Below are 20,087 nucleotides of genomic sequence, written 5' to 3'. Positions count from 1 at the left end.
AGCTTCCGGCGCCGTCTATCGGTGCCGTTCACGACCGGACGCGGCCCCGAAACGCCTGCGCGGAGCGCACCATGACCCCCCTCAATCTCGACGCCCTCGATCTGTCCGCCCTCCTGTGCTCACGGGTCTGCCACGACGTGATCAGCCCCGTTGGCGCGATCGTGAACGGGTTGGAGGTCCTGGAGGACGAGAGCGACACCTCCATGCGGGAATTCGCCCTGGAGCTCATTGCCAAGAGCGCGCGTCAGGCCTCGGCCCGCCTGCAATTCGCCCGCATCGCCTTCGGGGCCGCCGGCTCGGCGGGCGCCTCCATCGACCTCGCCGACGCCGAGAAGGTGTCGCGGGGGATGTTCGCCGACGACAAGACGCAGCTCGCCTGGAGCGCGCCGCAGGCGCTCTACCCGAAGAACAAGGTCAAGCTCCTGCTCAACCTCGTGATGATCGCCCAGAGCGCGATCCCACGCGGCGGTCTCATCGACGTGGTGGTGCAGGGCGACGGCGAAGCTCCGACCCTGACCCTCAAGAGCAAGGGCTCCCACGCCCGGATCCCGGCCCACGTGGAGCAGATGATCGCCGGCACGCCCGAGAACGGCACCGTGGACGCCCACGGCATCCTGCCGTTCTATGCCGGCCTCGTCGCCCGCGCCGCGGCCATGGACGTGCGCTTCGCGATCGAGGGCGACACCGTGACCATCAAGGCGACCGCCACGGCCGCCGCGATGCCCGAGGCGCCGACCCCGGCTCCCGCGGATCCGGAAGCCGATCGCCCGTCGGATTCGGAGCCGCCGGAGACGGCGCTGGCCTGACGCGCGGCGAGTTTCGGCCCATCGGCGGGAGATCGACAAATATTGTCGCGGTCTCCCGCTTTGTCGTTCGGGGTGAAACCCTTCCCTAACCGGTTAGGGGGCAAGGTCGGTCCCGCACAGACTGTAGTGCGCGTATGGACTGAGTACCCCTCATGGACGACTTGTTGCGTGAGTTCCTGACCGAGAGTGCCGAGCACCTCGACACGGTCGATGCCGAGCTCGTCCGGTTCGAACAGGATCCGAACAATCAGACGATCCTGCGGAACATCTTCCGCCTCGTCCATACCATCAAGGGCACCTGCGGGTTCCTCGGCCTTCCGCGCCTCGAAGCCCTGGCGCACGCCGCCGAGACCCTGATGGGCCAGTTCCGCGACGGCATGCCGGTCACCGGCCCCGCGGTCAGCCTCATCCTCGTCACCCTCGACCGCCTCAAGGCGATCCTGGGCGACCTCGAGGCCACCGGCTCCGAGCCGGCCGGCAGCGACGACGATCTCATCGGCGCCCTGGAGGAGATGGCCTCCGCCCCGATCGCCCCCACCGCCCCCGCGCCCGTCGCGGAGATCACGCTGCCCGATCCGGTCATGCGCGAGTTGAAGCCCGGCGAGGTCAGCCTCGAGGACCTCGAGCGCGCCTTCATGGAAGCGGAAGGGCCCGATCCGTTCGACGCGTCCGTCGCCTCCGGGCCGGAACCGGTCGCCGCGGCCCCTGAGCCGGTGCGCGAGGCACCCGCCTCGATGCCGGTGAAGGCCGCAGAGGTGCCCGCGAAAGCCGCCGACGCGCCCGCCGCGTCCGACGGCGAGGGGGGCATCGCGAAGGTCCAGACCATTCGCGTCAACGTCGACACCCTCGAACACCTGATGACGATGGTGTCCGAGCTGGTGCTGACCCGCAACCAGCTCCTCGAGATCGCCCGCCGGCACGACGACTCGACCTACAAGGTTCCGCTCCAGCGCCTGAGCCACGTGACGGCCGAGCTGCAGGAAGGCGTCATGAAGACGCGCATGCAGCCCATCGGCAACGCCTGGCAGAAGTTGCCCCGCGTGGTGCGCGACCTGTCGTCGGAACTCGGCAAGCAGATCGAGCTCGTGATGAGCGGCGCCGAGACCGAACTCGACCGCCAGGTGCTCGAGGTCATCAAGGACCCGCTCACCCACATGGTGCGCAACTCGGCCGATCACGGCATCGAGTCGGCCGCCGACCGCAAGGCCTCCGGCAAGCCGCTGCGCGGCACGATCCGCCTCTCCGCCTATCACGAGGGCGGCACGATCACGATCGAGATCGCCGACGACGGCAAGGGCCTCGATCTCGCCGCCATCAGGCGCAAGGCCGTGGAGCGCAAGGTCGCCAGCCAGGCGGAAGTCGAGCGGATGACCGACGCCCAGGTGGCGAAGTTCATCTTCCATCCGGGCTTCTCCACTGCCGCCGCCATCACCTCGGTCTCCGGCCGCGGCGTCGGCATGGACGTGGTGAAGACGAACATCGAGCTCATCGGCGGTGTCATCGACATCAACACGCAGCTCGGCCGCGGCACCACCTTCACCATCAAGATTCCGCTCACCCTGGCGATCATCGCCGCCCTTATCGTCAAGGCGGGCGAGCAGCGCTTCGCGGTCCCGCAGGTGGCGGTGCTCGAACTCGTGCGGGTCGACAAGGCGACGGCGCAGAAGGTGGAGCGCATCAACGGCTCGCCGGTGCTGCGCCTGCGCGAGCGCCTCCTGCCGATCGTCACCCTCACGGGCGTCCTCGGCCAGGACCAGGCCGCCGATGCCGTGGATTCCGGCTTCGTGGTGGTCGCCCAGGTCGGGCGCCAGCGCTTCGGCATCCTCGTCGACGAGGTCTTCCACACGGAGGAGATCGTCGTGAAGCCGATGTCCTCCAAGCTGCGTCACCTGCCGCTGTTCGCCGGCAACACCATCCTGGGCGACGGCGCCGTGGTGCTGATCGTCGATCCGAACGGCATCGCCCAGCAGGTCAGCCAGGGCTCGCAGACCGGCGCCATCCCGGTCGAGGCCGAAGTCGAGGAGGTCGAGGCCGCCGACGCCAAGGCGACGCTCCTCGTCTTCAAGGGCGGCGCCGGCAGCTACAAGGCGGTGCCGCTCTCGCTGGTCACCCGCCTGGAAGAGATCGAATCGGCCAAGGTCGAGTGGGTCGGCGGCCGTCCGCTGATCCAGTACCGCGGCCGCCTGATGCCGCTGGTGCCGGCCGACCCGTCGATCGAGATTCGCACCTCCGGCACCCAGGCCCTCGTGGTCTTCTCCGACGGCGAGCGCGCCATGGGTCTCGTGGTCGACGAGATCGTGGACATCGTCGAGGAGCGTCTCGACGTCGAGATCTCGGCCGACCGCTCGGACCTCATCGGCTCCGCCGTCCTGCGCGGCCGCGCCACCGAGATCATCAACATCGCCCACTTCCTGCCGCTCGCCTACGACGACTGGGCGCGGGGCCCCAAGAAGACGGTCAAGCGCAGCTCGACGCTCCTCCTCGTCGACGACTCCGCCTTCTTCCGCGAGATGCTGAGCCCGGTCCTGAAGGCCGCCGGCTACAGCGTGGTCACCGCGGCCAGTGCCGACGAGGCGGTGGCGGCCCTGCTCTCCAACGGGCGGATCGACGTGGTGGTGTGTGACCTCGAGATGCCGGGCCGCAGCGGCTTCGACCTCGTGGGCGCCATGCGCAAGGTGGAGGGCCGCGTCGCTGGGCTTCCCGTCATCGGCCTCTCCGGCACCATCGGGACCGAGGCCATCGAGCGGGCACGGACCCTCGGCATCGCCGACCTGGTGGCGAAGTTCGACCGCAGCGGCCTGATCTCGGCCCTGGCCGAGCTCGACGTCGCCAGCCTCGCCGTCGCCGCCTGACCGGCCCGCCCCCTTCGGAGTCCACGCCCATGATGCAGGCTGCCAATACCAACGCCGCGGAAACCGTCGGCACCCACGACTTCGTCACCGTGTTCGTCGGCGAGACCATGTTCGGTCTTGCCATCGACCGGGTCCACGACGTCTTCATCCCGGCCGGCGTGACGCCGGTGCCGCTCGCCCCGCCCGAGATCGTCGGGCTCCTGAACCTGCGCGGCCGCGTCGTCACCGCCCTGTGCCTGCGCCGGCGCCTCAGCATGGCGCCCCGCACCGGGGACGGCGCCCAGATGGCGATCGGCCTTGAGCAGGGTGGCGAGACCTTCGCCCTCATCGTCGACGGCGTGGGCGAGGTGCTCAAGCTCGGGGCCGAGACCCACGAGCCGGTGCCGATCAACCTCGATGCCCGCTGGCGCGACCTCACGCTCGGCGTCCACCGTCTCGACGGCCGCCTCCTCGTCATCCTCGACGTCGATGCGCTCCTCGCCTTCGGGACGAACGCCCGCACCGCCGGCGCGGCCTGAGCCCGAGCCAGGAGAAGGACCCGATGAAAACCTGCCTCATCGTCGACGACTCCGCCGTCATCCGGAAGGTGGCGCGCCGCATCTTCGAGACCATGAACTTCGAGGTCGGCGAGGCCGAGGACGGCGAGAAGGCCCTCAGCGCCTGCGGCAAGACCATGCCGGACGCGATCCTGCTCGACTGGAACATGCCGACCATGGACGGCTACGACTTCCTGCGCGCCCTGCGCAAGACGCCGGGCGGCGAGAAGCCCAAGGTCCTGTTCTGCACCACGGAGAACGACGTCGGCGCCATCGCCCGTGCCCTCCATGCGGGCGCCGACGAGTACATCATGAAGCCGTTCGACCGCGACATCGTCACGGCAAAGCTCGCGCAGGTCGGCTTCGCCACCGAAGCCGACGCGGCCTGACGCGGACCTGGACCGGGCATTCCGCCCCGTCCGGGGCCAGTTCCCACCCCGACCGTTCCTCCGCGTCGCTCACAGCGTGAATTCATGATGGCCGCCACCGCACCGACCTTCGCGTCGACCCATGCCGCGCCGCCGCCGCTCGCGGGGCAGCGGGTCCGGGTTCTGATCGCAGACGATTCGGCGGTGGTGCGCGGGCTGGTCGCCCGCTGGATCGGCGAAGCGGGCCACGAGGTCGTCGCCACGGCGGCCAACGGCCGGATCGCCGTCGAGGCGATGGCGCGCCACGACCCCGACGTCATCCTCCTCGACATCGACATGCCGGAACTCGACGGCACCCAGGCCCTGCCGCTGCTGCTCGCCAAGAGCCCCGGCGTCCAGGTCATCATGATGTCGACCCTGACCACCCGCAACGCCGACATCTCCCTGCGCTGTCTCGCCCTCGGGGCCGTGGACTACATCCCGAAGCCCGAGAGCAACCGGGGCGTGACCACCTCGGACGCCTTCCGCACCGACCTGATCGAGCGGGTGCGCCTCTTCGGCTCCGCCCGGGCGCGCAAGCGCGGTGCCTCCGGCGCGCCGATCCCCGTCTCTCCCGGGTCGCACGCGCCCGCACCGGTCTCGGCCCTGCGTCCGACCGCCCCCCTGGTGCTGCGGCCGAAGGCCCGCACCGGCGTCGCGCCCCGCGTCCTGCTCATCGGCGCCTCCACCGGCGGGCCCCGCGCGGTGGGCGAGGTGCTGGAGAAGATCGGCAGCGCCACGCTCCGTCAGTTCCCGGTCCTCATCGTCCAGCACATGCCGCCGGTCTTCACCGCGGTCTTCGCCGAGCATCTCGGCGTCCGCACCGGCCTGCCGGCCGCCGAGGGCAAGGCCGACGAGCGCCTGCAGCCGGGCCGGATCTACGTGGCGCCGGGCGGACGGCACATGGGCCTGGGCGGAAGCCGCCAGGACGTGACCATCCGCCTGCATGACGGGCCCGTGGTGAATTTCTGCCGGCCCGCCGTGGACGTGCTGTTCCAGGATGCCGCCGCGATCTTCGGCGCCGCGGCCCTCGCGGTCGTTCTCACCGGCATGGGCTCGGACGGGACGGGCGGGGCCCGCGCGCTGACGGAGGCCGGGGCGGCGGTGCTCGCCCAGGACGAGGCGACCAGCACGGTCTGGGGCATGCCCGGCAGCATCGCCAAGGCGGGACTCGCCCAGGCGATCCTGCCTCTGGGCGAGATCGGCCCGTCGCTGCGCAATCTTCTGACGGGGCAGGGCGCATGACCGACGTCGAGTTCGATTTCCTGCGCGCCTACCTCAAGACCCGCTCCGGCCTCGCGCTCAGCGGAGAGAAGCGCTACCTCGTCGAGAGCCGCCTCGGTCCGATCTGCCGGCGCTTCAACCTCGCCGATCTCGGGGCGCTGGTGAACGCCCTGAAGGGCGGCCGCGACCTCGCGATGGAGCGGGCCGTGGTCGAGGCGATGACCACCAACGAGACCTTCTTCTTTCGCGACCGAACGCCGTTCGACCTGTTCCGCGACGTGCTGCTCCCCGAGGCCATGGCTCGCCGGGCCGTGCAGCGCCGCCTGCGGATCTGGTGCGCCGCCGCCTCCACCGGCCAGGAACCCTATTCCCTGGCGATGATGCTGCAGGACGCCGCCCCGCGCCTCGCCGGCTGGACCGTCGACCTCGTCGGCACCGACCTGTCGACCGAGGTACTCGAGAAGGCGAAGGCCGGGCTCTACAGCCATTTTGAGGTGCAGCGCGGCCTGCCCGTGCAGTCGCTCATCAAGCACTTCGAGCAGGTCGGCGAGCAGTGGCGCATCTCGGCCAGCCTGCGGCAGATGGTGGATTACCGCCCGCTGAACCTGCTGCAGCCCTTCGATTCGCTGGGGACGTTCGACATCATCTACTGCCGCAACGTGCTGATCTATTTCGATGCGCCGACCAAGGGCGACGTGCTGGCCCGCCTCAGCGGCAGCCTGGCCGCCGACGGTGCCCTGCTGCTCGGCGCCGCCGAGACGGTGATCGGCCTGACCGAGAAGCTCGTCCCGAACACCAAGCACCGGGGCCTGTACAACCAGGCCGCCGCGTCCCTCGCACCGCAGGCTCGGCCGCTGCCGGTGCTCAACCCCGCCGCCGTGGCGGTCGCGCCGGCCTTGGCCGTCGCCCCGGCGCTGCGCCGGGTGGTCGGCCTCTGAGCGGCATCCGACGGATCGTGGCGCGGGCGCAGGCCCGCGCCATCTGCGTTTGGTCGGTCGACGCCGCGCGGGGGAGGGGACGACGGGTGTCCGCACGAACAAAAAAGGCCCCGCTCGCGCGGGGCCGTTTCGTCGTCCGACCGGTGGTTCAGACGGCGATCCGCTCTTCGCCCTCGTTGGGCTCGCGCAGCACGTAGCCGCGACCCCAGACGGTCTCGATGTAGTTCTTGCCCTGGCTGGCGTTCGCCAGCTTCTTTCGCAGCTTGCAGATGAAGACGTCGATGATCTTCAGCTCGGGCTCGTCCATGCCGCCGTAGAGATGATTAAGGAACATCTCCTTGGTCAGCGTCGTGCCCTTGCGCAGCGAGAGAAGCTCCAGCATCTGGTACTCCTTGCCGGTCAGGTGCACGCGGCTGCCGGAGACCTCGACGGTCTTCTGGTCGAGGTTCACGATCAGGTCGCCGGTGGTGATCACCGACTGGGCGTGACCCTTCGAGCGGCGCACGATCGCGTGGATGCGGGCGACGAGTTCGTCCTTGTGGAAGGGCTTCGTCAGGTAGTCGTCGGCGCCGAAGCCGAGGCCCTTCACCTTGTCCTCGATGCCGGCCATGCCGGAGAGAATCAGGATCGGCGTCTTCACCTTGGCGACGCGGAGGTTCCGCAGCACCTCGTAGCCCGACATGTCGGGCAGGTTCAGGTCGAGCAGGATGATGTCGTAATCATACAGCTTGCCGAGATCGATCCCCTCCTCACCGAGATCGGTGGTGTAGGTGTTGAAGCTCTCGGACTTGAGCATCAGCTCGATGCTCTGCGCGGTCGCGCTGTCGTCCTCGATCAGAAGTACCCGCATCGTCGGTCCCCAGCCCAGCCGGCCGTGTGCAGCGTACGGGCAAGCCCCCGCCGTTCGTTCGCCACCGGCCCGTGGCGAACGCTCCCTCGTCAATGACGTGAAACGCTATTCGTTAATCGTTAACAAACCCTGTTTCACGGACGCAAGCACCCAATTGGACCCGCGGCCTGGCCACGCTTCGAACCGTTGACGATCTGTTCTCGTCCGACCGTCTTCGGGCATGATGCGAAACCTTCGCATGTCCCCTCAAGTGCCTCACCCGCATGGGCTTGTTGCGCGCTGTCTCTCCGGAACAACGCCACCGGAATGTCGTCGGCCGAACGAAAATTTTTTACGTCCCGGCGTGAGCCGGCGGCGCGCTACAAGCCCGATGCACACAGTGTTAAGGAGGGAGGTAAACGAATGGTTGAGAGATGCGACGATGACCGATCGCGACCCTAGCGTCGGACGCTTGCGCCTGGCTGACGCGCGCAGCGCCCTCGCGGGAATCCAGGTGCTCGAGACCTACGGACGGGTCGTGGCGATTCGCGGCCTGCTGATCGAGGTGGCGGGTCCGGTGGCGGCCATGCGCCTCGGCGGACGGCTCGACATCGCGGTGGAGAACGGCCTCGGCGCCGTGCCCTGCGAGATCATCGGCTTCCAGGGCGATCGGGCGCTGGCCATGCCCTTCGGCTCCCTGGAGGGAGTGCGGCGCGGCTGTCCGGCCCTGGTGCGGGACGAGGCCGCCGGCGCGGTGCGCCCCTCCGCCGCCTGGCTCGGCCGGACCATCGACGCCCTCGGCCGGCCCATCGACGGCCTCGGGCCGCTGCCCTCCGGGCCTGCGATCTATCCGCTGCGAGCCGATCCGCCCCCGGCCCATGCCCGGCAGCGGGTCGGGCCGCCCCTCGACCTCGGAATCCGCTGCATCAACACCTTCCTGACGATGTGCGCCGGGCAGCGCATGGGCATCTTCGCCGGGTCCGGCGTCGGCAAGTCGGTGCTGCTGTCGATGCTCGCCCGCTACACCGCCGCCGACGTTGCGGTGATCGGCCTCGTGGGCGAGCGCGGCCGCGAGGTGCAGGAATTCCTCCAGGACGACCTCGGCGCCGCCGGCCTCGCCCGGTCGGTGGTGGTGGTGGCCACCTCCGACGAGCCGGCCCTGATGCGCCGCAACGCCGCCTACGTCACCCTGGCGATGGCGGAGTATTTTCGCGATCAGGGCGCACAGGTCCTGTGCATGATCGATTCGATCACCCGCTTCGCCATGGCCCAGCGCGACATCGGCCTCGCGGCCGGCGAGCCGCCCACCGCGAAGGGCTACACGCCCACCGTGTTCAGCGAGCTGCCCCGGCTCCTCGAGCGGGCCGGGCCCGGGACGGGGCAGGGGGCGATCTCCGGCCTGTTCACCGTCCTGGTCGAGGGCGACGACCACAACGAGCCCGTGGCCGATGCGGTCCGGGGCATCCTCGACGGGCATATCGTGATGGAGCGCGGCATCGCCGAGCGCGGGCGCTACCCGGCGATCAACGTCCTGCGCTCCGTCTCCCGCACCATGCCTCGCGCCTGCGACCCCGCGCACCTGCCGACGGTGCGCCGGGCCCGTCGCCTGCTCTCCACCTACGCCGACATGGAGGAGCTGATCCGTCTGGGCGCCTACCGGGCGGGCGCCTCGCCGGAAGTGGACGAGGCGATCGCGCTCATGCCCGAAATGGAGGCTTTTCTGGGTCAGGGTAAGGAAGAAGCAACTTCGATCGGCGAGGGTTACCGTCGCCTGGCAGAGATCGTCGGCGCGCCCTGAGAGGACGCCCCGGCTCCATCTCCCGATGCCGGGCCCGGGGCGCGGCCGGTCGCGCACCGGCGAGCCGTGCGTTGCGTGGAGTGAACCCGCCCATGAAATCCCGTGACACGTTGATCCGGCTGCGACGCTTCCAGGTCGACGAGAAGCGTCGGCGCGTGACGCAGATCGAGATGATGAAGGCGGACTTCACCCGCATGGCGATGGAGCTCGACCGCGAGGTCGCCCACGAGGAGAGCCGCGCCGGCATCACCGATCCGGCCCATTTCGCCTACCCGACCTATGCCCGGGCCGCCGCCACCCGCCGGGACAACATGCGCCAGTCGGCCGCCGCCCTCGAGGGGCAGCTCGCCGAGGCCAAGGCCGAGCTCGGCGAGGCCTTCGAGGACCTGAAGAAGATCGAGATCCTGGACGACCGGGAGCGCACCGCCGAGCGCGTCGCCGAAGCGGCCCGCGACCAAGCCGCCATGGACGGTATCGGCCTCTCGCGCATCCGCGCCTGAGGCGGATGGGGTGCCGGCGCCCCGCGGGGCGACCGGCACGAAACCGTCATGATCCCGTGGGATGAGCCATCCCTGCCGGGGCCGCGCGGAACCTTGCTTGCGATGCCGCGCATCGTCGTGCAGGGAGGGCCCGAACAGGGGCGTGTCCGGACCACCATGAAGAAGATCAGCGATTTTATCTGGCCGATCATCGGCCTCGCCGCCGTGATCGGTTCGGGTTACCTGCTCTACAAGGAGTTGGCCGGCATCTCCATGGCGGAGATCAAGGGCAGCTTCGCCGCGATTCCGGTCCACCGCTTCCTCTTCGCGGCCCTCTCGACCCTCGTCGCCTACGCGGCGCTCGCCTGGTACGACCGGATCGCGCTCCTGCATCTCGGCGTGCGCCACATCTCGTGGTTCTTCGTCTCGGTCTGCTCGTTCACGACCTACGCGCTCTCGCACAATATCGGCGCCTCGGTGTTCTCCGGCGCCGTGGTGCGCTACCGCGCCTACACCGCCAAGGGCCTCTCCGCGGCCCAGGTTGCGGTCCTGGTGGCGCTCTGCTCTTTCACCTTCGGCCTCGGCACCATCCTGCTCGGCGGCTTCGTGCTCACCGTCCTGCCCGACACCCTGACGCGCCTCAACGGCTACCTGCCGGCGATCCTGACCGACCCCGCCACCGCCCGCATCCTCGGCTGCTGTCTGCTCGCCTTCGTCGCCCTCTACGTCGCGGGCTCGCTGCTGCACCTGAAGCCGCTCACGATCCGCAAGTTCAAGCTCGAATACCCCCGGCCGCGCATCATGGGCCGCCAGCTCATCGCCGCTCCGCTCGAGCTGCTGGGCGCCGCCGGCATCATCTACTTCGCCCTGCCGGAGGCCGGGAACCCCGGCTTCCTCGTCGTGCTCGCGGTCTTCCTCGCCTCGTTCTCGGCGGCCCTGGTGTCGAACGCCCCCGGCGGCCTCGGGGTGTTCGAACTGGTCTTCGTGGTGGCGATGCCCGACATCGCCCGGCCGTCGGTGATCGCCGCGCTGCTCGTCTTCCGGCTGTTCTATTTTTGGCTCCCGTTCCTGATCTCGGTGGTGGTCGTGCTCCTCTACGAGCGCAACCGCCTCGCCTCGGCCCTGCGGGACGAGCCCCACGACGCGGCCGCCCCCGAGCCGCCCTTGACCGCCCCCGGCCTCGACGCCCATGCCCTCGAGCGCCGCATGGAGAAGAAGCCGGTCTGATCCGTCCTCGTAAGGGGAGATCGAACCCGCATCGCCCGGACCGCGATGGCCGGTCTTCGGGCGCGAACATCCGGACCCGCTCCCGGGGCTTTCGCGTCGACGACTCCCCCACGGATCGCTGGCTGCGCTCTGCGGATCGCGCGCGGATTCGTCCGCTCCGGAGGAGCGGGATGAGGCAGCTTCTGAAATTCGGCCGCGGGACGGAGGACCGCGACCTGTCGAAGGATTTCGGCGCCGCGGAATATCTGCGCCTCAATCCCGACGTCGCGACGGCGGTCCAGGACGGAAAATCCGGTCCGCCGAGGACCACTACCTGAACATCGGTCGGCATGAGGGACGGATTCACGCCCTCTCCGCCGAGATCGTGGCGGCGATGACGGCGGATCTGGGACGGGAGCTCTTCCGCTACCCCTATCGGGCAGTGGGGGCGATGCCGCCCTTCCGGTTCGAGGTGCCGTCCCGGAGCGCGGCGGACCGCGCGATCTGCGAACGGATCATCACGGCCTGGCACGTCTCCGCCGCCGCGGATCCCGGCAAGACCGGCGGGATGTGGGATCAGCTCACCGCCGGCCACATGCGGTTGAAGGCGGCCTTGGCGCAGCGCGATCCCGATCTGCTGGCGGATCTCCTCGCCAACATGTTCCAGGAGCACCTCGTCCACGGCCTGGCCATGGGCAAGAGCACGGCCGCCCGCGCCCGCAGCGTGCCGGATCGGCATGCGGCCATGTGGTGCGACCGCCTGCTGCGCCTGGGCGAGGCCCTCGGCGTCTGTCCGGTCCGGTCGCCGGAGCAGGGCGGCACCGATGCCCCCCCTCGAATGGCTCGACATCGTTGCCGCGGTGGAAGCGGTCCTGGGCTTCCCGTTGGCGTTCCCCGCCATCGGAGCCCCCTTCGGCGTGGCCCTGCAAGGGTCCGCCTTTCCCGAGCAGTCCTTCATGCATGCCTACGCCGCCTGGCGGGTCGACACGCTCGGACCCTTCCGGCGCCTCGCGGAGATCGCGGAACCTGTTCTGGCTCCGGGACGGCTACGTCGAGAAATTCTACCTCTGCGGCACGACTAACTGATCCGCGTCACCCCCGCGACGGGGCCGACCGCGACAGGCGCGCGCGGCGAACCCGGATGGTCCGCGAGACCGGTTCACCGCCGGGGCGCGGGGTCGCCTCTCAGACCGAGCCGACGGTCCGGAGCCGGGCGCGGGGATGGATCTCCGCTTGGCTCATCACCGGCGTCTCGCGCCGGAAGCGCTCGATGATCGAGCGCACGAAGGGCCGGGCCTGGACCGAGGTCACCAGCACGGGCATCTCGCCCATGCGGGCGGCGGTCTCGAAGCGGTCGCGCACCGTGTTGACGAAGTCCGAGAGCTTCGAAGGCTGCATCGCCAGGTAGCGCTCGTCGCGCTCGCCCGCGATCGAGTCGAGGAAGGCCTGCTCCCAGGCCGGCGACAGGGTGATGATCGGCAGCATGCCGTCCGGCCCCTGGTACTGGGCGCAGATCTGGCGGCCGAGGCGGGCGCGGACGTGCTCGACGATGTCGCGCGGGTTCTTCACGTGCCCGGCCACCTCTGCGACGCCCTCGATGATCGCCCCGAGGTCGCGGATCGAGACCCGCTCGGCCAGCAGGAACTGGAGCACCCGCTGGATGCCGGTGGTGCCGATCTGGCTCGGCATCACCTCCTTGAGGAGCTCGGCATGCTCCTTCGAGACCTCGCGCAGGAGCTTCTGCACCTCGACGTGGTTCAGGAGCTCGGAGACGTGCGCCTTGATGATCTCGGTGAGGTGGGTCGAGACCACCGTGGCGGCGTCCACCACGGTGTAGCCCTTGAGGTGGGCCTGGTCCCGCAGGGAGGCGTCGATCCAGGTGGCGGGCAGGCCGAAGGTCGGCTCCAGCATGTGCTGGCCGGGCAGCTGCACCTGTCCGCCCATCGGGTCCATGGCCATGAACTGGCCGGGGAAGATCTGGCCCGTGCCGGCCTCGATCTCCTTGACCCGCACCACGTAGGCGTTCGCGTCGAGCTGGACGTTGTCGAGGATCCGGACCGAGGGCATCACGAAGCCGAGCTCGGCGGCGAGCTGGCGGCGCAGGGCCTTGATCTGGTCCGTCAGGCGGTCCTGGCCCTCCGGGCCGTTGACCAGGGCGAGCAGGGCGTAGCCCATCTCGAGCTTGAGGTCGTCGAGCTTCAGGAGGTCGGTGACGGTTTCCTCCTTGGCGGCCGCGGCGGCGGCCACCGCCGAGGCGTCCATCGGCGCACCGTCGGCGTCGAGGGGCGGCGCCTCGCGGGCGACCTTGGCGAAGTGCCAGGCGGCGTAGCCGGACGCGCCGGCGAGCGCCAGGAAGGGCAGCATCGGCATGCCGGGCAGGAGGGCGATCAGCACCATGACCCCCGAGGACATGCCCAGGGCCTTGGGGTAGTTCGCGAGCTGCTTGCCCAGGGCCTTGTCGGCCGAGCCCTTCACGCCCGCCTTGGAGACCAGGATGCCGGCCGCCGTCGAGACGATGAGGGCGGGGACTTGCGAGGCGAGGCCGTCGCCGATGGTGAGCAGGGTGTAGGACTTCGCCGCCCCCAGGAACGGCATGCCCTGCTGGGCGACGCCGATGATGATGCCGCCGATCACGTTGATGAAGGTGATGAGCAGCGCGGCGATCGCGTCGCCGCGGACGAACTTGGAGGCACCGTCCATGGCGCCGAAGAAGGAGGATTCCTCCTCCAGGGCGGCGCGGCGGGCCTTGGCCACCTTCTCGTCGATGAGGCCCGCCGAGAGGTCGGCGTCGATAGCCATCTGCTTGCCGGGCATCGCGTCGAGGGTGAAGCGGGCGGCGACCTCGGCGATGCGGCCCGATCCCTTCGTGATGACGACGAAGTTCACGATGATCAGGATCGCGAAGACGATGATTCCGATGACGAAGTTGCCGCCCATCACGAAGTTGCCGAAGGCCTCGATGACGTGGCCGGCGGCCGCCGTGCCCTCGTGCCCGTGGCCCAGGATGAGGCGGGTGGAGGCGAGGTTCAGCGCGAGGCGCAGCAGCGTCGCCACGAGGAGCAGGGTCGGAAAGACCGTGAACTCGAGCGGATTGTCGATGAACAGCCCGGTCATCATGATCAGCACCGAGATGATGATCGAGACCGCGAGCAGCAGGTCGAGCAGGAAGGCCGGCAGCGGGAAGATGAGCACCGTGAGGATGCCCATCACGGCGGTGGCGAAGAACAGGTCCGTGCGCTTGGAGAGCGCGTTCAGGTTCGCCCGGTTCGGGATCGCGAAGCTCGCGAACTGTGCAAGGCTCCCCCCGGCCCCTCCCGCCGGAGCCGGCGCGCCGGCAGCCGTCTCGCTCATCGTCACCCTCGCTGCCCCCGAGGGTCGGGGGCTCGGCAAGATTTGCCGAGCACAGGGTTAGCGAAGCGTTAACGCCAGGCCGTCCGCCGCCCCGCCTGAGCGGAAATACCGCGTCAGGCGAAGTATTTGCGGGTGACCACCGCGAGCGCGAACACCAGTCCGGCACCACCGGCGATGAGGCTGATCATCAAGAGGCGCCGGGGCTCCTGGGAGGATTCGGGCTTCACCGGCTCGACGATCATGCTGAAGAACTCGATCTGGCGCTCCGCGATGATCCGCGCCCGCTCGTTCGCGGCCAGCACCTTGGCGAAGTACTTCTCCGCATCCGCCCGGTCGGCGTCGTAGGCCTCGAACCGGGTGAGGGCGTTCGCCAGGATGCGGCGCTGCTCCGGATCCTCGCTGGCCGACTGGCGCTCGATCCGCGCGATGTTGTCGTCGAGGTCCTTGATCTGGGCCTTCATGTCCTGGATGCGGCGGGTCTCCGGCGAGAGGTCGCGCTGACTCTGGATGAGCTGGACGGCCAGGTTGATGCGGGCCGTGCGCAGCTCCGACAGGACCTTCAGGTTGCTCTCGTTGGTCTTCTGCGCGTCGAGGACGCCGTCGCGGTTGCGCAGGGCCGCCACCTCGGTGCGGATCTTCAGCATCCGCTCCTCGGCCCGCTTGAGCTCGCGCTGGCTCTCCAGCACCGCGTCCTCGCGGGCCCGGCCGCTCAGGGCGTTCACCATGCGCTCGCTCTCGGCCAGGATCGCGTTCGAGAGGTTGAGGGCATCCTGCGGATCGAAGGCGTTCACGGACAGGAGGATGATGCCCGATCCGGACTCGATCTTGGTGTGGACCCGCTCGTGCCAGTACTTGACCAGCTTCTCGATCGGCTTCTCGGGATCGAAGCGCGAGAGGATGTCGATGCCGGGCCGGGAGAACATCTCCCGCAAGGGGTAGGTCTTCTCGATGGCCTCAATCATCGGCCGGCTCATGATGTAGTTCGTCGCGATCAGGCTGTCCTGCGCCACCATCTGCTTCATGGGGGAGCCGGAATTGGTGCCGACCTGATCGGGCGAGGCCTTGTCGACGTTGCCGAGGGCCGGCCGCAGGGCGAAGCGCGACTCGATCACGAAGCGGTCCGACGCGATCACGCCGTAATAGGCGATGGCCGCCAGGGTCGGGATCAGGAAGCAGACCAGGAAGAGCACCGGGATCAGCGGATCCGTCTTCACGTGGCTCTGGTAGGAGCGGATGCCCTTCTTGCGGTCGGCGAAGCGCGAGACGCGGGCGATCTGCTTCAGGGATTCGGCCACCGCGTTCGAGCGGTCGGCCGTGGTCAGCGGCTGACCCTGCGGGTTGCGGATTTCGATGCTCATGCGCCCCGGTATTCCATGTCGTCCGGCCATCCCGCCGCCAGGTTACACCCTTTGCACCGCCGCCGCGGCAAAACCGTGGCCACCGGCGCGCCGGCGCAACTCAGGCGTTCAGGCGGCGATAGACCTCGATGGCGTCGTCGATGCTCTCGTAGACGATCGCCCGCCCGTTGATGATGACGATGCCCTGCTGGCACCAAGTGCGCAGGGTGTCCATGCCGTGGGAGACCATGATCACGTCGGCATTCTCCCGGCGCGCCGCGAAGGCCTCCTCGCAGCGCTTCTGGAAGCGGGCATCGCCCACCGCCGTGACCTCGTCGATGAGGTAGCAGTCGAACGGGATGGCCATGCTCATGCCGAAGGCGAGGCGCGAGCCCATGCCGGACGAGTAGGTCCGGATCGGCACGTCGAGGTAGCTGCCGAGCTCCGAGAAATCCTCCACGAACTCCAGCACCTTGCGCGGGTCCTCGCCGTAGATGCGCGCCACGAAGATGATGTTGTCGCGCCCGGTCATGGCCGGGTGGAAGCCGCCGGCGAAGCCCAGGGGCCAGGACACGCGCGTGGTGCGGACCACGCGGCCCTTCGTGGGCATCTCGGTGCCGGCCAGGAGGCGCAGGGAGGTCGACTTGCCGGCGCCGTTGATCCCCAGGATGCCGTAGCTGGTGCCCGGCTTCAGGGTGAAGGAGACGCGCTCCAGGATCGTCCGGCGATGCCCGTCCGTCCGGTAGACCTTGGTCACGTTGTCGAAGCGGATCACGGCGGAGCACGACTCCCGAAGCCTAGCCCTGCGCGCATCGGCTGCAAAAGCGGCGAATCTGAGAACGCGTCGCCGCGACCCCCGAGGGGCGGGTGCCCTCGGCGGGGAAATCGCACGGGAATCGTCAGCTTTGCCGTTCCGAGGCTTGCACGCCGTCCATGCGGCTTGTACAGGACGCCTCCCGGCGCGATCGCGAAGCCCGGCCGCCCCGGCGGCTGCGAGACGCGGCGACGGGACCGGAGGGGTGGCCGAGTGGTTGAAGGCGCACGCCTGGAAAGTGTGTATACCGGAAACGGTATCGCGGGTTCGAATCCCGCTCCCTCCGCCAGATCCTGACGTCCGACATTCGGCTCGTGCGAGAACGCCCAGCGTTCTCCGCGCACCGCCATGGCTTCCGTCCTGTTCGAAATGACAGGGCTTCACCCACCCTCCCAAGACTGACGGCGCGCCCCGCCGTCTGTCTTACAGGCTCGGCAGCACCGCACATCGTCGCGTCGTTGTCGTCGCCCGGCTTTGTTCGCGGGCGGCACCATCGTCATCCTCGCCCCCACCGCCGGCCACGGTATCCTGCATAGGGCCGGCGAGCGCTGCGGTGAGGACCTGATCGGCGCGCTTTGCGCTGAGTTTAGGCGGGCGTCGGGACATCCGTGGCGCCGCCGGCCCCGGTTCGGTGAATCCGGAGACCGGGCCGCCGCGCAGGGGTCGGGCGACCCAGTCCAAAAATTGGACTCGTCTTGCTGAAAATCTGGCGCTAAAGGACGCCTTGACTGAATTCCGTTGGGTAATTCAATCGATCCGGCGCGTGTTCAGACATTAGGCAGGTCCAGGTCCATGCGGTTGACCTTTCTGTTCGATCCCTTGTGCGGCTGGTGCTACGGGGCCGCTCCCGCGTTGGCCTGGATCGCCCAGTCGGGGGCGGTCGCGCTGGACCTCGCGCCCACGGGCCTGTTCGCGGGCGAGGGCGGCCAGCCCATGGATCCCGCCTTCGCGGACTATGTCTGGCAGAACGACCAGCGCATCACGGACCAGACGGGGCAACCGTTCAGCGACGCCTATCGCGCCCTGATCTTCCGGACGCCCGGCGCCGCCTTCGATTCGGCCGCCGCCACCCTCGGCCTCGTCGCGATCGGACTGACCCGGCCCGGCCGTGAGCTCGAAGGCCTGCAGGCGCTCCAGCAGGCCCGCTACGTCGCGGGCCGGGACACTGCGGATCGCACCGTGGTTGCGGACGTGCTCGCTGGCGCCGGCTTCGCGGAGGCCGCCGGCCGGCTGGAGGAGCCCGACCCCGAACTGCGCGAGGCGACCCGGCATCGGATCGAGGCCGCCGTCCGGATGGCGGCCCGGTTCGGGGCCCGGGGCGTCCCCGCCTTCGTCCTCGCGGACGAGGAAGGCGCCCGACGCCTGCCGAGCGGCATCCTCTTCGGCGACCGGGACAGACTGGCGGCCGAGCTTCGCGCCGGATCGGGAGAAACACTATGATGGAGGAAACGCCGATGCAGGCCGGGCTTGGCTCGACCATCGCGATGCCGCTGACCGGGCTGGCCGGACCCGGGCTCGCCTGGACGCACTTTCCCGCCGGCCCGAAGGGGTTCTTCCGCGCCCCGGTGCTGATCGAGGGGCCGACCGAAGCGATCCTGATCGACGGCGGCTTCACCGTCTCCGACGGTCGAGCCATCGCGGCGGCGATCGCGGCGACCGGCAAGCGCCTCGCGACGATCTATGTCAGCCAGTCGGACCCGGACTATTACTTCGGGCTGAAACCCCTCTGCGAGGCCTTTCCGGAGGCCCGGGTGCTCGCTGCCTCCGCCACCGTGTCGGCCATCGCCCGCACGGTCGATGCGAAGATCGCCGCCTGGGGCCCGCAGCTGGGGGCCGAGGGTCCGGGGACGCGGGCCGACGTGGTCATGCCCACGCCCTTCGACGGCGCTGCCCTGTCGGTCGACGGAGAGACCGTCGAGATCGTGCCCGCCATGGGCCTGCCCAACCGCCGCACCCTGTTCGTCCCGGCCCTGAACGCGGTGTTCGGCGGAGTCCTGATCTTCTCCGGCGTCCACGTCTGGACCGCCGACACGCCGAGCCCGGAGGCCCGCGCCGCCTGGATCGCCGAACTCGACCGGATCGCCGCGCGTGCGCCGTCCGTCGTCGTGCCGGGCCATCTGGCGGTCGAGGCCGCCACCGACGGCTCGGCCCTCGCCTTCACCCGAAGCTACCTCCTGGCCTTCGAGGAGGCCCTCGCGGCGGGCGGGGATGCCGCCGCGCTGAAGGCAGCGATGCTGGCCCGCTTCCCGGGCCTCGGCATGGACATCGCCCTCGACATCGGCGCCAAGGTCGCCACGGGCGAGATGGTCTGGGGCTGAGGCGGAGCGGCACGCCAGTGGGGGCGGCGGACGGTGGCCGGGCCGCCGGCCCCTTCAGAACGCGTACCGCACCGTGCAGTAGGGCATGCGCTCGGCGAGCAGGGCCTTGAAGCGGGCGAGCCACTGACCCTTCCAGCCGGTGCGGTAGCGCAGGTTGGCGCCGCCGCCCTCGGAGACCTTCGCCTCCTGGATGTCCGGCCGCCAGAGCAGGTCCTCGGCCTTGGGGTGCCATCCGAGATTGACTGCGTGCAGGTCGGCGTTGTGGGTCAGCAGGATGATCTCCGCCTTGAGCTGCGCCCGGGCCGCCGGGCCGATCGCGCCGTCGATGGCGGCGAACAGGGCCGCCCAATCGGCCTCCCAGCCCTCGTAGAGGATGACCGGCGAGAAGTTGACGTGGACCTCGTAACCGGCGGCGACGAAGTCGTCGATGGCGGCGATGCGCTCGGGGATCGGTGCCGTCCGCACGTCGACGATGCGGGCGATGCGCTCGGGCATGAGCGAGAAGCGGATCCGGGTCTTGCCCTGGGGGTCGTAGGCCAGGAGATCGCGGTTCACCGCCTTGGTGGCGAAGGACGCCTTGGCGTTGGGGATGTCCCGGAAGAGCGCCACGAGATCCCGCACCGTGTCGCTCACCATGGCGTCCACCGAGAGGTCGCCGTTCTCGCCGAGGTCGTAGACCCAGAGGGCGGGATCGATCGTGTCGGGCTCGGGCAGGGGCCCCTGGCGGGCCGCGTGGCGCGCGATGGCGGCGGCCACGGCCTCGACGTTGACGAAGAGCGAGATCGGATTGGCGAAGCCCTTGCGCCGGGGCACGTAGCAGTAGGCGCAGGACATGGCGCAGCCGTTCGAGGTCGAGGGCGAGATGAAGTGGGCGCTGCGCCCGTTCGGCCGCATGGCGAGGCCCTTCTTCACCCCCAGCACCAGGATGGAGCGCTTGATCCGCACCCAATCTTCCACCGAGCCGGCATTGCCGTGCAGACTCGGGATGTTCCAGTGCGAGGGGACGACGATGCGTTCGGCCTCCGGAAACCGGTCCAGGATCTCCCGCCCGCGCGGGTAATCCGGCACGGCGGGCTCGTGGTAGATCGTCGTGACGTCGAGGAGGTCGCGGGGTCGGGCCATCAGCCTTGCGGAATCTCTGCCGCGATCCGCGTCCTGCGCGCGGCACCGGTTCCAGGCCAACGCAGCCGGC

At 69.6% G+C, this 20,087-nt stretch carries 18 protein-coding genes and 1 tRNA gene; 14 read left to right on the top strand and 5 right to left on the bottom strand.

Features of this window, described 5'->3' with window-relative positions; translation table 11 throughout:
* The first annotated feature begins 71 nt into the window (after positions 1-71).
* From ASF18_RS09605 to ASF18_RS09580, 6 genes are all read left to right on the top strand, one after another.
* A complete protein-coding gene (locus ASF18_RS09605; RefSeq protein ID WP_056351098.1) occupies positions 72-806 on the top strand; it encodes a histidine phosphotransferase family protein in 735 nt (244 codons plus the stop codon).
* A gap of 152 nt (positions 807-958) precedes the next feature.
* Complete coding sequence (locus ASF18_RS09600; protein ID WP_056351097.1) at positions 959-3,658, top strand: hybrid sensor histidine kinase/response regulator; 2,700 nt, start codon at positions 959-961, stop codon at positions 3,656-3,658.
* Between the two features lie 32 nt (positions 3,659-3,690).
* Complete coding sequence (locus ASF18_RS09595; protein ID WP_056274868.1) at positions 3,691-4,176, top strand: chemotaxis protein CheW; 486 nt, start codon at positions 3,691-3,693, stop codon at positions 4,174-4,176.
* Between the two features lie 23 nt (positions 4,177-4,199).
* Positions 4,200-4,583, top strand: a complete 384-nt coding sequence (locus ASF18_RS09590; protein ID WP_056222602.1) for a response regulator — start codon at positions 4,200-4,202, stop codon at positions 4,581-4,583.
* An 84-nt stretch (positions 4,584-4,667) separates the two neighbouring features.
* Entirely contained in the window at positions 4,668-5,846 is a 1,179-nt protein-coding gene (locus ASF18_RS09585; RefSeq protein WP_056351095.1) for a chemotaxis response regulator protein-glutamate methylesterase, read from the top strand.
* Positions 5,843-6,763: a protein-glutamate O-methyltransferase CheR gene (locus ASF18_RS09580; protein WP_056222596.1), complete on the top strand. Its 921-nt coding sequence runs from the start codon at positions 5,843-5,845 to the stop codon at positions 6,761-6,763. Before ASF18_RS09585 ends, ASF18_RS09580 begins: the two co-directional genes overlap by 4 nt.
* A 148-nt stretch (positions 6,764-6,911) precedes the next feature.
* On the opposite strand, the gene ASF18_RS09575 is transcribed toward ASF18_RS09580, so the two are convergent.
* Complete coding sequence (locus ASF18_RS09575) at positions 6,912-7,613, bottom strand: response regulator transcription factor CtrA (protein WP_056222591.1); 702 nt, start codon at positions 7,611-7,613, stop codon at positions 6,912-6,914.
* A gap of 421 nt (positions 7,614-8,034) precedes the next feature.
* On the opposite strand from ASF18_RS09575, the gene fliI reads away from it, so the two are divergent.
* The 5 genes from fliI (at position 8,035) to ASF18_RS09555 (ending at position 12,157) form a co-directional block, all read left to right on the top strand.
* Complete coding sequence (gene fliI / locus ASF18_RS09570; RefSeq protein ID WP_056351093.1) at positions 8,035-9,390, top strand: flagellar protein export ATPase FliI; 1,356 nt, start codon at positions 8,035-8,037, stop codon at positions 9,388-9,390.
* A 92-nt stretch (positions 9,391-9,482) separates the two neighbouring features.
* The gene (gene fliJ, locus ASF18_RS09565; protein ID WP_056222585.1) at positions 9,483-9,890 is read left to right on the top strand and encodes a flagellar export protein FliJ; all 408 of its coding nucleotides are present in this window, start codon (positions 9,483-9,485) and stop codon (positions 9,888-9,890) included.
* Positions 9,891-10,046: 156 nt separating this feature from the next.
* Positions 10,047-11,096 carry a lysylphosphatidylglycerol synthase domain-containing protein gene (locus tag ASF18_RS09560; RefSeq protein WP_056222957.1) on the top strand — a complete coding sequence of 350 codons (1,050 nt, stop codon included), beginning with the start codon at positions 10,047-10,049 and terminating at the stop codon, positions 11,094-11,096.
* A 170-nt stretch (positions 11,097-11,266) separates the two neighbouring features.
* Entirely contained in the window at positions 11,267-11,413 is a 147-nt protein-coding gene (locus ASF18_RS23645; protein WP_156394323.1) for a hypothetical protein, read from the top strand.
* Positions 11,414-11,899: 486 nt separating this feature from the next.
* Positions 11,900-12,157, top strand: coding sequence for a hypothetical protein (locus ASF18_RS09555; protein ID WP_056351091.1), 258 nt, complete (start codon positions 11,900-11,902; stop codon positions 12,155-12,157).
* A gap of 103 nt (positions 12,158-12,260) precedes the next feature.
* On the opposite strand, the gene flhA is transcribed toward ASF18_RS09555, so the two are convergent.
* From flhA to ASF18_RS09540, 3 genes are all read right to left on the bottom strand, one after another.
* A complete protein-coding gene (flhA, locus tag ASF18_RS09550; protein ID WP_056351088.1) occupies positions 12,261-14,426 on the bottom strand; it encodes a flagellar biosynthesis protein FlhA in 2,166 nt (721 codons plus the stop codon).
* 113 nt (positions 14,427-14,539) lie between these two features.
* Positions 14,540-15,784 (bottom strand): hypothetical protein, encoded by a 1,245-nt coding sequence (locus ASF18_RS09545; RefSeq protein WP_056222574.1) that lies wholly within the window; start codon positions 15,782-15,784, stop codon positions 14,540-14,542.
* A 100-nt stretch (positions 15,785-15,884) separates the two neighbouring features.
* Positions 15,885-16,538 (bottom strand): ABC transporter ATP-binding protein, encoded by a 654-nt coding sequence (locus ASF18_RS09540; RefSeq protein ID WP_055953674.1) that lies wholly within the window; start codon positions 16,536-16,538, stop codon positions 15,885-15,887.
* 238 nt (positions 16,539-16,776) lie between these two features.
* On the opposite strand from ASF18_RS09540, the gene ASF18_RS09535 reads away from it, so the two are divergent.
* The 3 genes from ASF18_RS09535 (at position 16,777) to ASF18_RS09525 (ending at position 18,895) form a co-directional block, all read left to right on the top strand.
* Positions 16,777-16,866: transfer RNA gene (locus ASF18_RS09535), tRNA-Ser, on the top strand.
* A 503-nt stretch (positions 16,867-17,369) separates the two neighbouring features.
* Entirely contained in the window at positions 17,370-18,017 is a 648-nt protein-coding gene (locus ASF18_RS09530) for a DsbA family protein (protein ID WP_056351086.1), read from the top strand.
* Between the two features lie 14 nt (positions 18,018-18,031).
* Positions 18,032-18,895 carry an MBL fold metallo-hydrolase gene (locus ASF18_RS09525; RefSeq protein ID WP_082487369.1) on the top strand — a complete coding sequence of 288 codons (864 nt, stop codon included), beginning with the start codon at positions 18,032-18,034 and terminating at the stop codon, positions 18,893-18,895.
* Positions 18,896-18,949: 54 nt separating this feature from the next.
* Here ASF18_RS09525 and ASF18_RS09520 read toward each other — a convergent pair whose 3' ends face one another.
* Positions 18,950-20,017 (bottom strand): spore photoproduct lyase family protein, encoded by a 1,068-nt coding sequence (locus tag ASF18_RS09520; protein WP_056351082.1) that lies wholly within the window; start codon positions 20,015-20,017, stop codon positions 18,950-18,952.
* Between the last annotated feature and the right edge of the window lie 70 nt (positions 20,018-20,087).

It is taken from the genome of Methylobacterium sp. Leaf89 (assembly GCF_001422215.1).
Lineage (GTDB): Bacteria > Pseudomonadota > Alphaproteobacteria > Rhizobiales > Beijerinckiaceae > Methylobacterium.
The sequence above is the reverse complement of the archived record's forward strand: the minus strand, read 5'-3'. Positions and strand labels throughout refer to the sequence as shown.

What these genes read in the sequence shown, in the direction of transcription:
- ASF18_RS09560 (WP_056222957.1), top strand. Translation starts at nt 10,047, where the DNA reads ATGAAGAAGATCAGCGATTTTATCTGGCCGATCATCGGCCTCGCCGCC.
- ASF18_RS09600 (WP_056351097.1), top strand. Translation starts at nt 959, where the DNA reads ATGGACGACTTGTTGCGTGAGTTCCTGACCGAGAGTGCCGAGCACCTC.
- flhA (WP_056351088.1), bottom strand. Translation starts at nt 14,426, where the DNA reads ATGAGCGAGACGGCTGCCGGCGCGCCGGCTCCGGCGGGAGGGGCCGGG.
- ASF18_RS09585 (WP_056351095.1), top strand. Translation starts at nt 4,668, where the DNA reads ATGATGGCCGCCACCGCACCGACCTTCGCGTCGACCCATGCCGCGCCG.
- ASF18_RS09580 (WP_056222596.1), top strand. Translation starts at nt 5,843, where the DNA reads ATGACCGACGTCGAGTTCGATTTCCTGCGCGCCTACCTCAAGACCCGC.
- ASF18_RS09525 (WP_082487369.1), top strand. Translation starts at nt 18,032, where the DNA reads ATGCAGGCCGGGCTTGGCTCGACCATCGCGATGCCGCTGACCGGGCTG.
- ASF18_RS23645 (WP_156394323.1), top strand. Translation starts at nt 11,267, where the DNA reads ATGAGGCAGCTTCTGAAATTCGGCCGCGGGACGGAGGACCGCGACCTG.
- ASF18_RS09555 (WP_056351091.1), top strand. Translation starts at nt 11,900, where the DNA reads ATGCCCCCCCTCGAATGGCTCGACATCGTTGCCGCGGTGGAAGCGGTC.
- ASF18_RS09575 (WP_056222591.1), bottom strand. Translation starts at nt 7,613, where the DNA reads ATGCGGGTACTTCTGATCGAGGACGACAGCGCGACCGCGCAGAGCATC.
- ASF18_RS09530 (WP_056351086.1), top strand. Translation starts at nt 17,370, where the DNA reads ATGCGGTTGACCTTTCTGTTCGATCCCTTGTGCGGCTGGTGCTACGGG.
- ASF18_RS09595 (WP_056274868.1), top strand. Translation starts at nt 3,691, where the DNA reads ATGCAGGCTGCCAATACCAACGCCGCGGAAACCGTCGGCACCCACGAC.
- fliJ (WP_056222585.1), top strand. Translation starts at nt 9,483, where the DNA reads ATGAAATCCCGTGACACGTTGATCCGGCTGCGACGCTTCCAGGTCGAC.
- ASF18_RS09590 (WP_056222602.1), top strand. Translation starts at nt 4,200, where the DNA reads ATGAAAACCTGCCTCATCGTCGACGACTCCGCCGTCATCCGGAAGGTG.
- fliI (WP_056351093.1), top strand. Translation starts at nt 8,035, where the DNA reads ATGACCGATCGCGACCCTAGCGTCGGACGCTTGCGCCTGGCTGACGCG.
- ASF18_RS09605 (WP_056351098.1), top strand. Translation starts at nt 72, where the DNA reads ATGACCCCCCTCAATCTCGACGCCCTCGATCTGTCCGCCCTCCTGTGC.
- ASF18_RS09545 (WP_056222574.1), bottom strand. Translation starts at nt 15,784, where the DNA reads ATGAGCATCGAAATCCGCAACCCGCAGGGTCAGCCGCTGACCACGGCC.
- ASF18_RS09520 (WP_056351082.1), bottom strand. Translation starts at nt 20,017, where the DNA reads ATGGCCCGACCCCGCGACCTCCTCGACGTCACGACGATCTACCACGAG.